The 13038-nt window shown below is 37.5% G+C and carries 11 protein-coding genes; 4 read left to right on the top strand and 7 right to left on the bottom strand.

Going from position 1 to position 13038, the window contains the following annotated elements; all coding sequences use genetic code 11:
- Position 1 precedes the first annotated feature (1 nt).
- From A4G16_RS09850 to A4G16_RS09820, 7 genes are all read right to left on the bottom strand, one after another.
- Positions 2–934 carry a nucleoside hydrolase gene (locus A4G16_RS09850; RefSeq protein ID WP_165889692.1) on the bottom strand — a complete coding sequence of 311 codons (933 nt, stop codon included), beginning with the start codon at positions 932–934 and terminating at the stop codon, positions 2–4.
- Between the two features lie 67 nt (positions 935–1001).
- Positions 1002–2267, bottom strand: coding sequence for a NupC/NupG family nucleoside CNT transporter (locus A4G16_RS09845; protein ID WP_165889691.1), 1266 nt, complete (start codon positions 2265–2267; stop codon positions 1002–1004).
- Positions 2268–2322: 55 nt separating this feature from the next.
- On the bottom strand, positions 2323–3234 hold the full coding sequence (locus A4G16_RS09840) for a pseudouridine-5'-phosphate glycosidase (protein WP_165889690.1): 912 nt from the start codon (positions 3232–3234) through the stop codon (positions 2323–2325).
- A complete protein-coding gene (locus tag A4G16_RS09835; protein WP_165889689.1) occupies positions 3227–4330 on the bottom strand; it encodes a carbohydrate kinase in 1104 nt (367 codons plus the stop codon). The genes A4G16_RS09840 and A4G16_RS09835 overlap by 8 nt, the downstream gene beginning before the upstream one ends.
- 157 nt (positions 4331–4487) lie before the next feature.
- Positions 4488–6140 (bottom strand): phospho-sugar mutase, encoded by a 1653-nt coding sequence (locus A4G16_RS09830; RefSeq protein ID WP_165889688.1) that lies wholly within the window; start codon positions 6138–6140, stop codon positions 4488–4490.
- Between the two features lie 236 nt (positions 6141–6376).
- Positions 6377–7006: a tellurite resistance TerB family protein gene (locus A4G16_RS09825; protein WP_027073508.1), complete on the bottom strand. Its 630-nt coding sequence runs from the start codon at positions 7004–7006 to the stop codon at positions 6377–6379.
- Positions 7007–7079: 73 nt separating this feature from the next.
- Positions 7080–7553, bottom strand: a complete 474-nt coding sequence (locus A4G16_RS09820) for a YchJ family protein (protein ID WP_165889687.1) — start codon at positions 7551–7553, stop codon at positions 7080–7082.
- A 450-nt stretch (positions 7554–8003) separates the two neighbouring features.
- On the opposite strand from A4G16_RS09820, the gene mnmG reads away from it, so the two are divergent.
- The 4 genes from mnmG to A4G16_RS09800 all read left to right on the top strand — a co-directional run bounded on the left by mnmG (position 8004) and on the right by A4G16_RS09800 (position 12975).
- Positions 8004–9896 carry a tRNA uridine-5-carboxymethylaminomethyl(34) synthesis enzyme MnmG gene (gene mnmG / locus A4G16_RS09815; protein ID WP_165889686.1) on the top strand — a complete coding sequence of 631 codons (1893 nt, stop codon included), beginning with the start codon at positions 8004–8006 and terminating at the stop codon, positions 9894–9896.
- A gap of 195 nt (positions 9897–10091) precedes the next feature.
- A complete protein-coding gene (locus A4G16_RS09810) occupies positions 10092–11240 on the top strand; it encodes a Fic family protein (RefSeq protein WP_165889685.1) in 1149 nt (382 codons plus the stop codon).
- A gap of 194 nt (positions 11241–11434) precedes the next feature.
- Positions 11435–12046 (top strand): 16S rRNA (guanine(527)-N(7))-methyltransferase RsmG, encoded by a 612-nt coding sequence (rsmG, locus tag A4G16_RS09805; protein WP_165889684.1) that lies wholly within the window; start codon positions 11435–11437, stop codon positions 12044–12046.
- A gap of 281 nt (positions 12047–12327) precedes the next feature.
- Positions 12328–12975: a YagU family protein gene (locus A4G16_RS09800; protein ID WP_165889683.1), complete on the top strand. Its 648-nt coding sequence runs from the start codon at positions 12328–12330 to the stop codon at positions 12973–12975.
- The last annotated feature ends 63 nt before the right edge of the window (positions 12976–13038 follow it).

The raw sequence follows: 13038 nt of genomic DNA, 5'->3' as shown, positions 1-13038 counted from the left end.
TCTAGCTAAGATTTTTCACTGAGTCTATTACCAAAGTCCAAAAACGTTCTTTATCCAATTTTTTTGCTACCCAAGTATTACAAGGTTTTGGCGGGTAACGGAAATCTGCTACTGTCATACCGAGCGTATGTGTGCCGGTTAATTCAATATTGACCGGCACTTGTTGTACTTCAATTAAACTTGGGTCAATCACATAGGCGACAGCACAAGCATCGTGTACAGGTGGAGCATCAAAATCTTGAGCTTGTTTATACATTTTGCCGAAAAACTCAAGCAGCTCCACCACAAATTGCCCAGGCTTACTGTTAAGCGCAGCAAAGCGTTCAACAACATCAGGCGTAGCTAATGCTTGGTGGGTAAGATCTAATCCTACCATTGTAACCTTCCAGCCGGCATTAAAAACAATATGGGCAGCTTCCGGGTCAATTTTAATGTTAAATTCCGCAACCGCACTCCAGTTACCGGTGTGATAACCGCCTCCCATCAACACAACCTCTTTTACTCGCTCAATAATACGAGGCTCTAGCCGTGCTGCTAACGCTATATTGGTTAATCCACCTGTTGGCACTAAAGTAATGCTTTTTTCAGGGTGAGACATCACTAAATCAATAATTAAATTGGCTGCATGCTGGTCTGAAAATTGTTGAGTAGGTTCGGGTAATTTGGGACCATCCATTCCGGAATCACCATGAATATCCGGTGCATTTTCAACTTCCCGTACTAGTGGACGCGAGCAGCCTTTCGCAAAGGGAATATTTCGAATATTGGCAATTTCTGCAACTGCAAGTGCATTACGAGACACTTTTTCTAACGTTTGATTTCCAACAACGGTGGTTACCGCTAATAAATCAATATTTGGATTTCCCCATGCTAACATCATCGCAATCGCATCATCATGCCCGGGATCACAATCTAAAATAATTTTTTGAGCCATTATTTTCTCCTTAATTTATATGATATGAAAAAGAGAGAGCATATCACTCACTCTTTATTTACCCGATCTACATTACTGAGCCGCCAATACCAATAAATAATCCTGCAATTGCACCACTCATTAAATTTGAAAGAGAACCAGCAATTACTGCACGAATCCCTAATCGTGCAATATCACTACGGCGATTTGGAGCCAGACTACCTAATCCACCGACAAGAATTGCTATTGAGCCTAAGTTTGCAAAACCACAAAGAGCAAAAGTAATTATAGCAACTGTTTTTGGACTGAGTTGTATAGCAGATTCAGGGCTTAAATATTTCAGAAAATCCACATAAGCAACAAATTCATTTAAAATCAGTTTTTCGCCTATTAATGCCCCTGAAACTTGAGCCTCTTCCCAAGGTACACCAATAGCCCAAGCTAATGGTTGGAATAAATAACCAAGCAATGACTGCATTGTTACGCCTTCTTGTCCAACTAACCCGGCAAGTGCTGAAATAATCCAGTTAAGCATCGCAATTAACGCAATGAATGCAATAAGCATACCACCAATGTTAATAGCCAGTTGTACGCCTGAAGCAGCCCCCGATGCTGCTGCTTCAATAAGGTTAGCCGGTTTTTCACCATCATCGACTAACTTAATATCATCATTTGTTTTTTCAGTTTGTGGATATAATAGTTTTGCAAACAACAAACCTCCCGGTGCAGCCATAAATGATGCAGCAATTAAATAAGGTAATGGAATTCCCATACCTGCATATCCTGCTAATGAGGCTCCGGCAATAGAGGCTAATCCGCCTACCATAACAGCAAAAAGCTCAGATTGTGTCATTTGTTGAATAAACGGTTTAACTAAAAGAGGAGCCTCTGTTTGACCAACAAAAATATTAGCAGCAGCCGATGTTGATTCTGCTTTTGAAGTACCTAGCAATTTCTGCAATCCACCACCGATAATCTTAATAATAAACTGCATAACACCTAAATAGTAAAGAGTTGAGATTAATGCAGCAAAGAAAATAATTGGTGGCAGAACTCTAAATGCAAATATAAAGCCATCACCGGCAAAGTACTCAAACATTTTATCACTAACTAAACCACCAAATAGGAACTTCATTCCCTCTGCACCAAAACTAATAATTTTAGCAACACCATCGGAAATAGCCATAAGTAGATTTCGCCCGACCGGTACATACAAAATTAATGCACCAATTCCTATTTGTATAGTAAGTGCACCTAGAACAGTACGATAATTTATAGCTTTTCTGTTATTTGATAAGAGAAATGCAATCAATAACAAAACAAAGATACCAAATAAACTATTTAAAATATCCATAACATCATTCTCCCAATGAAAAAACAGCCGTTTAGAAAACTAAACGGCAATCTTTTTATGAATTAAAATAATTTACAGCAAGTTGAGCGCCCACTTTAGCGTTATTTTTGACTAAATGAATATTAGCCTCTAAGCTTTTACCACCGGTCATTTCGACAATTTTACCTAATAAGAATGGTGTGATCTCTTTGCCGACAACACCTTTCTCCTCGGCTTCTTTAACCGCCTTTGCAATAATGCTATCAATGTATTCAGGAGCTAACGCGTGTTCTTCAGGAATAGGATTTGCAACAACTACACCTCCTTTTAGACCTAATTCCCACTTAGCTTTAATCGTATTGGCAATATGTTGTAAGTCATCTGATGAAAGTGGTAGTGGTAAGCCGCTGTCTCGACAAAAGAAGGCTGGTAGGTTTTTCGTTTTATAACCAATAACAGGCACACCTTTAGTTTCTAAATATTCTAATGTGGCAGGAAGATCTAAAATAGATTTTGCCCCTGCACAAATAACGGTAACATTCGTTTGAGCAAACTCATCTAAATCGGCTGAAATATCTAAATTATGTTCCCAACCACGGTGAACACCACCTAAGCCACCGGTCACAAAAAATTTAATACCTGCAAGTTCTGCTGCGATCATAGTGGTTGCAACCGTTGTTGCACCTAAACGTTTTGAGGCGACAATTTCAGCTAAATCTCGACGTGATACCTTTGCAATTCCTTTGCTACTACCAAACATTTCCAATTCATCGTCAGATAAACCAATTTTAATTTGGCCATCAACAATCGCAATAGTTGCAGGCACAGCACCATTATCACGTATAATTTGCTCAACTTCTCGAGCCATTTTTACATTTTGCGGATAAGGCATACCGTGAGAGATAATCGTTGATTCTAATGCAACAATTGGTAAACCTTTTGCCATACCTTCTTTAACTTCTTGTGATAAAACTAAGTACTTATTCATAAAAGTTCTCCATTTCAGTTTGTAATTGTGCTTTAGTTAAATTTGTTCGAACCGTAAATTCAGATTGAATGGTATGATAAGCATTCGTCATACCTGCTAGAACGCATTTTTGCTCGTTTTCACCTTGCAGCCATGTATCAATAAATGCCGCACTAAAAGAATCTCCGGCACCTGTTACATCAATCACTTTCGAAGGTTCCAACGGTTTTACCGGATACCATTGATAACTACTTTTAGTCGCCAATAACACACCTTTTGAACCTAATGTGAGAATAACCTGTTTTACCCCACAATCTAAAACTTCGTTTACAGCCTCTTTTAGCTTATCTTCCGAATCCAGCACTCGCCCAACAAATGAGCCAAGTTCTCCTTTATTAAGAAACAAACAATCCACACCCAAAAGCTGTTTAGGTAAGTTTTTCATTTTAGGTTCTGATACCGCAATAATGACTAATTTAACCTGTTGTTTTTGTGCATAAGCACATAAAAATTCAACGGTTTCTTTAGGGCAATTTAAGTCAACGACTAAACATTTTGCATTGCGTAAATACTGTTGTTGCTTTATGAGAAGTTCTGGTTTGAAATGGTCATAAATAGACATATCTGCTAAGCCTAAATACATTTCACCATCAATATCAAGAAGTGCGGTATAACAACCTGTTGATTGCCCCTCGATCATAATTACTGATTCCGTATTCATAAAAGGCGAGGATAGTGTTTTTATACGAGACCATTCAGGATCGTTTCCAACAGTTGAAATTAAAATCACATTTTGTTCTAAACGGCCTAAGTTTTCAGCGATATTGCGAACTACGCCCCCAATAGAAACTTTGGATGTAATAGGATTAGAGGTATAACCTTGTAATTCATGATTTGTTTTAATTTTTTTATCAAGGTTTGCAGCCCCAATACAGACCACAGAATTTCGCTTGTTAAACACATAAGCTTTACCAAGCAAATATTCTTTTTTTACCAGACTTGAAATAATGTTTGCCACAGCAGGACGAGAAAGACCCACTTTATCAGCAATATCTTGTTGAGAAATAAAAGGATTTTGGCGAATAAGTTCAAAAATAACACGCTCATTATCAGTCATATAATAGCCTCCAATAAACATAAGTTTATATTTCTAAACTTGTGTTTAAATTTTTAGCTAAAAAATAAATAATTGCAATTGGTTATTTTTAGAACTGTGAAAGAGATCACAAAACAAGAAAATAAAATGGGCGAACATAGTTCGCCCAGACCTTAAATTAACAATCTTGTTTTCCGTACTGCTCTTGACGAAGAAGCGAACGTACACTTCCATCAAACTGAGCTAATACAAGTTCCGCATTTTCGGCATCAGTTCCTTTAGCATCCAAATAGAATTTAATTTTTGGCTCTGTACCGGATGGGCGAACAATTAAACGGCTGCCGTTTTCTAAAATGAACACTAAAATATCATTTTGGCGTTCTGTTTTCGTATGATCAATAAATTCAGTTACTTTAAAGCCACCAATTTCAGCTGGAGGAGTATTACGTAATGCAGCCATCAATTTACCGATTTCGGCTAAATCGCAAACTCTTATTGAAATTTGACCGCTTACATAAGCACCAAATTCTTTCACAAACTCAGCTGTATAATCTGCTATTGTTTTACCTTCTTGTTTTAAGCTACATACTAAATCTAAGAAAGTAATTGCCGCTGAAATACCATCTTTATCGCGTACTTTATCAGGGTCAACCAAGTAGCCTAGTGCTTCTTCAAAGCCAAATAACAAATTCTCGACTTTACCGATATATTTAAAGCCAGTTAGTGTTTCTTCAGATTGTAAACCATATTTTTTTGCAATTTCTGCTAAAGCAGGAGAAGATACTAATGAGCAGGCTAATACACCGTTTTTACCTTGCGATTGGAATTGTTTTGCTAGGTACCACCCCAAGAAACAACCTATCACATTACCATGAAGAGGTTTCCAATTACCTTGTTCGTCCGGAACAGCAACTGCTAAACGGTCAGCATCAGGGTCATTAGCAATGATAAATTCTGCATTTTTCTCTTTTGCTAATTTAATCGCTAAATCAAGAGCACCTTTTTCTTCCGGGTTAGGGAAGTTTACGGTCGGGAATGAACCGTCCGGTTGAATCTGCTCTGTCACCAAATGCGGTTGAGGTAAGCCGGCTTTCTCTAATGTTTTACTTAATACTTCATGGCCTACACCATGCATTGCGGTATAAACATAATTAATCTCTGCTTTTGGCTGTTTTGCTAGAGAAGCTGTTTTTTCAATGTAAGCATTAACCACTTCATCATCTAACACGGTAAAATCTTGGCTACGAGGTAAATCTCTAATATCACCGCTTGCCACTTTATCAATTAAAGCAGCAATTTCTTTATCAGCAGGGGAAACAATCTGACCACCACCATTTTCTTTACCTAAATAGACTTTATAGCCATTATCTTCCGGTGGGTTATGACTTGCGGTTACCATTACACCTGCTGTGGTATCAAAATATTGAATTGCAAAAGCAAGCACTGGGGTAGGTAATTTGCGAGGTAATAAATAAGTTTTAATGCCGGCAGCTGCCATAATTTCAGCAGTATCACGAGCAAACACATCTGAATTTTTACGCCCATCGTAACCAATTACAATCGAAGGCTCTTTATCATAATCTTTGACAAATTCAGCTAAACCGCCTGCAGCTTGAGCCACTAAAACACGATTCATTCCCTGAGAGCCGGCCTGCAATCTACCACGTAGCCCAGCTGTACCAAATTGTAAGCGACCATCAAAACGAGAAGTTAATTCTGCTTTCGCTTTTTCATCAGATTGTGCAGCTGTGATTAGCTTCTCTAACTCTGCACGGGTTTCCGCATCTGGGTCTTGCGCTAACCAATTTTGGGCAACTTGAAAAATAGTCATTTTTTTACTCCTAATGTAATTAAATATATCCCTTTTAGATTAGCCCAAAGAGCCTTTATTTAAAAGGCTTTATTTACTTTTTTGTGATCTAGTTATCAAATAAAAAACGGGCAAACGGTTGCTAGAAAGTAATATTTTATTTCGTTTTTATATAAAAAGAACAAGCGGTCATATTTCACAAGTTTTTTGCAAAAAACTCTCAAAATATAACCGCTTGCATCTAAAATAGTTCTAGATTAGAAACCAGCATCTTTCTCTAATTGTTCAACTAAGGCATCCGGTAAACCTAATGCATTTGCTAAATTAGCTAAAAATACAATTTCTTTACGCTCTAAGTTTGTACATACCGCACGAGCTGCTAAGTAAACTTGAGTGGCTAAAGCTTGGTTATTTCCAACTTGGCGGGCAATTTCTTCCACACTAGCCGGATTATTCATCTCTTGGCTAATCCACTCTAATATTTCAGCATCTTGTGATACTTGTGAAATAATCGTAGCCTTTTCATCTTCCGTAATAGCACCATCGGCCGCAGCCGCTGCAATCATCGCTTGTAAAATAACTTTACTTGCCGCATTAGCATCAACATTTTCAAAACTGTTTTGACTTAACTCAGATGCTGATGCATTTTGAGCTTGGTATTTTTGATAGGCTTGGTAAGCAAGGCTACCAAGCGCCGCTAAAGAACCTAATTTAGCTAAACTTGAACCGCCATTACGACCGAAAAGCATTGAAATTAATCCAAGAGCCGCAGCACCTCCACCAATTTTCGCTATTTGATCATTTTTGGTATTACCTTTAATTAATCCATTTGTTGCAGCATCTTTTGCTGTATCTAACACTTGATTTAAAATCTTGCTGAAATCCATTTTTTGTTCCTCTTGGTAAGTGATTAAATTCTTTTATTTAGTCAATTTACTTAAAAAAGAGTTCCACATTAAATTAAAGATAATGACCACAGCAATGTTTAAATTTTTTATCTGAACCACATAAGCAATTTTGCTTTTTTGAAGGTAAAGGAACAGTTGGATCAACAAAAAACCATCTACCATTCATTTGGACAAACAACGAGTTTTCGTGGTGTACTTGCTTGCCTTCCTGTGTTGCAAAAAACGCTTTAAACTCAACCCTACTGTGAATTTTAGAAATATAAGATAGATGTTTCACAATTTCTAATCCCATCCAACACGTCACCTCACCCCACTCTTTCATCGCGGCTTGATCAAGCAAAGACTGCTGACTAGGTACTGTAGTTTCTACAATATAAGGGATATTCACTAATGTATAAGCACTATAACGTGAACGCATAAGCTGCTCGGCACTTTCTGGAAAGAGCTTTTTCAAATGAAAAGGTTGACAACACTCTGAGTAATTTTTACCTGATTGGCAAGGACAAGCGGTGGTTTTTTCTGACATTTTTGCACATTGATTAAATAACAATTTAAGAGAAATTCTACTCTAGAAACCGAAAAAAATAAATTTATCTTAAAAAGCGTGACACACCCTATGTGGATAAGTTATGGGAAAAGTCTGAATTATTTGGTACTTATTCTATAAAAACTTAACAAAAAATATACTCTGTGGATAACTTAACTTTTTATCCACAGGTTAGATCTATAAATTGATAATGCTATACACGTATAAAAAGAGATCTAACTCATTGTTTTGTAAAAGGAAGATCCTTTATACACAAAAATGAGAGGATTTAATAAGAATAGCAATAAAGATCTTTATATAGATCTCTTTTATATTTAGTTCACTTAAGTTTGATCTTTTCCTCTTTAAAATCTATTTCCCAGCTTCTCCTTTTTTAAGGTAAAATAGCCGATTATTTTTAGAAATTAGATTCAGATAAATAGGCTATATATGATTTATAACCAAATTTACGACGTTATTGTCGTAGGTGGCGGACATGCTGGTACAGAAGCAGCACTTGCACCGGCTCGAATGGGGTTGAAAACCTTACTTTTAACACATAATGTCGATACTCTAGGGCAAATGTCGTGTAACCCTGCTATTGGTGGTATCGGCAAAGGTCATTTAGTGAAAGAGATCGATGCAATGGGTGGTTTAATGGCAATTGCCACCGACTTTGCAGGGATCCAATTTCGCACATTAAACAGCTCTAAAGGCCCAGCTGTGCGAGCCACCCGTGCACAAGCCGACCGTGTGCTTTATCGCAATGCAGTACGTACCGCGTTAGAAAACCAAGCGAATTTAGATATTTTCCAGCAAGAAGTGGTCGATATTTTAGTGGAAAATAACCGAGCTGTAGGTGCTGTAACTAAAATGGGCTTAGTTTTTAAATCTCGCTCGGTTGTATTAACAGCTGGTACTTTTTTGGCGGGTAAGATCCATATTGGTTTAGATAACTATGCGGGCGGCCGAGCGGGTGATCCTGCTGCGACCATGTTGGCGGATCGCTTGCGTGATCTTAATTTGCGTGTTGATCGCTTAAAAACGGGGACTCCGCCACGTTTAGATGCTCGTACCATTAATTTTGATGTATTAGCAAAACAACACGGCGATGATGTGTTACCTGTGATGTCTTTTATGGGAGCGGTTGAAAATCATCCTCGTCAAATTCCTTGTTACATTACACATACTAATGAACAAACACATGATGTGATTCGTTCCAATTTAGATCGTAGTCCAATGTATACTGGAATTATTGAGGGGATTGGCCCACGTTATTGCCCATCTATTGAAGATAAAGTAATGCGTTTTGCCGATCGAAATAGCCACCAAATTTACCTTGAACCAGAAGGTTTGAATACTATCGAAGTTTATCCTAACGGTATTTCAACCAGTTTACCGTTTGATGTACAGATGGGCATCGTAAATTCAATGAAAGGTTTGGAAAATACTCGTATTATTAAGCCAGGCTATGCCATTGAATATGACTATTTCGACCCGCGTGATTTAAAACCAACACTTGAAACCAAAGCAATTGACGGCTTGTTCTTTGCTGGTCAAATTAATGGAACAACCGGTTATGAAGAAGCAGCAGCTCAAGGTTTGTTAGCCGGGATTAACGCGGCATTACAAGTGCAAGGCAAAGAGGCTTGGTTCCCAACCCGTGATTTAGCTTATACAGGCGTATTGGTAGATGATCTCTGCACGCTTGGCACTAAAGAGCCTTACCGCGTATTTACTTCTCGTGCCGAATACCGTTTATTACTGCGTGAAGACAATGCAGATATCCGCCTAACCCCGATTGCTCACAAATTGGGATTAATTGATGAAGCTCGTTGGGTTCGCTTTAATCAAAAGATGGAAAATATTGAAAAAGAGCGCGAGCGTTTAAAACAGATTTGGATTCATCCACAATCAGAGCATTTAGCTGCCGTTAATGCGTTAGTTAGTTCGCCACTCACTCGTGAAGCCAGCGGTGAAGATTTATTACGCCGCCCGGAAATGAGCTATGAAAAACTCATCCAAGTGCCACTCTTTGCTCCGGCTTTAGAAGATAAACAAGCGGCAGAGCAAGTGGAAATTGCGATTAAATATCAAGGCTACATTGAGCATCAATATAACGAAATTGAACGCCACCGCCGCCACGAAAATACGCAAATTCCACCGGAGTTTGATTACGACAAAGTAGATAGCTTATCTAATGAGGTCCGAGCAAAATTAATGCAACATCGCCCGGTTTCAATCGGACAAGCAAGCCGCATTTCAGGTATTACCCCGGCTGCAATTTCAATTTTACTTGTGAATTTGAAAAAGCAAGGAATGTTGAAGAGAGGCGAGCTGTAGAAGGTCTGTTAAACCTTTCACTTTAAAAAGTGAAAGGTTTTTTTATCATTGTTTTAAAGATAATACTAAAATATAATTCAAGATAATTTTCTATATGGTCTGAATCTTTTTAAATCTGACTCTTTATCTATCTAATTGATTTATATCATTTTTATTTCATTATTAACAGCACTGTAAACGGAGATATTCAAGATAATGAAACCAACATTTCAAGATTTTCCATTACAATTACTAAATCCTCGTTTTGACTCAGATTTGATCGATGTACTCACTGAATTAGAGAAATTACGCACACTTCGTTTGATTGGTGATGTGCATCCTGTCATTTTTATGCAGCTAAAAAGCATTTTCCATATGTTGGAAAGTTTGGGGTCTGCTAGGATTGAAGGTAATCACACTACATTAGCCGACTATGTAGAAAACCATTTAGATAACCAATCAAGTCCTTCTGAGCAATTAGAAGAGATCCGTAATATTGAAAATGCAATGCGATTCATTGATGAGCATTTACAAGCTGGAGAACCTATCAGTGAGTATTTCATTCGTGAATTACACGCATTAACCGTAATGAGTTTGACTAGGGAAGGAGATAAAACCCCTGGAGAATATCGTAAACATAAAGTTGCTATTGCACAATCCAACCATATACCGCCGGATTTTCTTCAAGTGCCTAATTATATGCAGGAGTTAGTCGAATTTATCAATAATAATGACAAGCCCAAATATGATTTAATGAAAATAGCCTTAGCACATCATCGTTTCGGTTGGATTCATCCGTTTGGTAATGGCAATGGCCGCACAGTACGCCTGTTGACTTATGCTTTATTAGTTAAATATGGCTTTAATGTACAAGCCGGAGGGCGGGTACTGAATCCGACAGCTGTCTTTTGTAGCGACAGAAATCGTTATTATGAGATGTTATCTGTTGCAGATAACGGGACAGTTGAAGATTTAGAAAAATGGTGTACCTATGTTCTGTCGGGCATCTCAAGGGAGTTGCAGAAAGTCGATAAGTTAACCAGCCAAAAATTCTTAAATGAAAGAATCTTGCTACCAGCGATCCAATATTCTCAAAAAAGACAATTTATTAATGAGGATGAAGCGAAAATTTTGCGTTTTTCAGTCGTGAATAGTGAATTTAAGGCAGGGGATATTGGCATGATTTTTCCACACTTGACAGCTAATCAACGTACTTATCAAATAAAAAAGATGGTTGAGAGAGGATTTATTTTGCCACTGGAAGAAAGGGCAAGAATCTATATTCCAAATTTTTCCCAATCTTATTTGATTCGAGGAGTGATAGATGCACTGAGGGAAAATGGTTTTATCGGAGGGTTAGATTAATTGCATCATAGTTAGTTGATAAATTAACAAGCAGTAAAGTTGCAGAATACATTTATTAATAGTCTCATATCTTTGTAGCAAGCCTTGCTTATATAGGTGAGAGAAATGTAACAGCGACAAGCGGGCGTTTTTTCGATAAAATTTACAAACTATCTTGGGGATTTTGTATCACAAATAAAGAAGGAATTTGTAAAATGTTAGCTAAATTAGACCGCTTGTTAGCACAAACAAGTATTAACCTAACCGATCAACAAAAAGCACAGTTAGTCGGCTTTGTACAATTACTAGATAAATGGAATAAAGCCTATAATCTCACTTCTGTTCGCAACCCAGATGAAATGCTGGTAAAACACATTTTAGATAGTTTGGTAGTAAGCCCGCATTTACAAGGCGATAAATTTATTGATGTTGGCACCGGCCCGGGCTTACCAGGTATTCCGCTTGCGATAGCTAATCCGGATAAGCAATTCGTTTTATTAGATAGCTTAGGTAAGCGTATCACATTTATTAGAAATGCTTTGCGTGAGTTAGGAATTCGAAATGTTACCCCTGTACTTAGCCGTGTGGAAGAATATAACGAACAGCAATTTGATGGTGTTTTAAGTCGAGCCTTTGCTTCCCTTGATGATATGGTGAATTGGTGTTACCACTTACCGAATGAAAACGGCAAGTTTTATGCGTTAAAAGGGATATATGATGAGCTAGAGGTTCAGTCAGTTAAAAAACCGGTAAAATTGGTGAATGTAATTCAACTTGAAGTCCCTGAATTGGTTGGGGAAAGGCATTTGGTCGTACTTCAAAAATAGCATTTATATATTAAACCTTAATAGAATAGTCAAACACCTTGATATAATTAACTTTCAAGGTGTTTTTTTGTTATGAAAATGTTTATTTGTTAAATAAATAAAAAGTAAAAAGATTAAATATAAATAAAATGTTATCTATTTATTTGGAGTTAACTCTTTTTAATTATTTAATTTGCAATTTAAATTAATTGTCTTCAAAATAGCATTTGCCTTTTGAAATGCTATTTCAAAAAATGGCGTATTAACACAACACTATTATTCACTCAAATTAGGATTTTATTATGAGTATTTTTCAACAAACTAATCCAAATCGCCGTCGTTATGGTTTAGCTGCCTTTATCGGTATTATTGCCGGCACTATTTCTGCATTCGTAAAATGGGGAGCAGAACATCCTTTTCCGCCACGTAGCCCACTTGATTTATTTACAGCAGCTTGTCCACAACCCGTTTTAGATGCAATGAATGCAGCAGCAGACCAAGTGGCGGCGAAAATAATTGCATTACAAGAATGTTCGCGTGCCTTTTTAAATCCGCCACACGTATTTTTACGTGATTATATTGGTATTGATCCAACAGAAGCTGCATTTACATTTGCTGATCATGCATTCAACTGGATTGGTGTCACTCACATGATTTTCTCATTAGTTTTTGCGATCGGGTATTGTATTGTTGCGGAAATATTCCCTAAAATTAAGTTCTGGCAAGGTATTGGTGCGGGTCTTATCGCTAATATTTGTGTTCACTATATTACATTCCCGGCATTAGGATTAACTCCACCTGTGGCTGAATGGCCGTTATATGAGCATATTTCCGAATTAGTCGGTCATATTTTCTGGTTCTGGACAATTGAGGTTATTCGCCGCGATTTACGTAACCGCATTACTCATGAACCTGATGCAGAAGTGCCTTTAGAGCAACCATATCGTTAATTGATAAAAGTTATTTTATTTACTAGGAAGTCGCGACAATGTTGCTACTTTTTTGTTATAGCA

This window comes from Mannheimia granulomatis, assembly GCF_011455695.1.
In the GTDB taxonomy this organism is placed as follows: Bacteria; Pseudomonadota; Gammaproteobacteria; order Enterobacterales; family Pasteurellaceae; genus Mannheimia; species Mannheimia granulomatis_A.
Note: the sequence above shows the minus strand (reverse complement) of the source record. Positions and strands in the feature narration are given on the sequence as shown.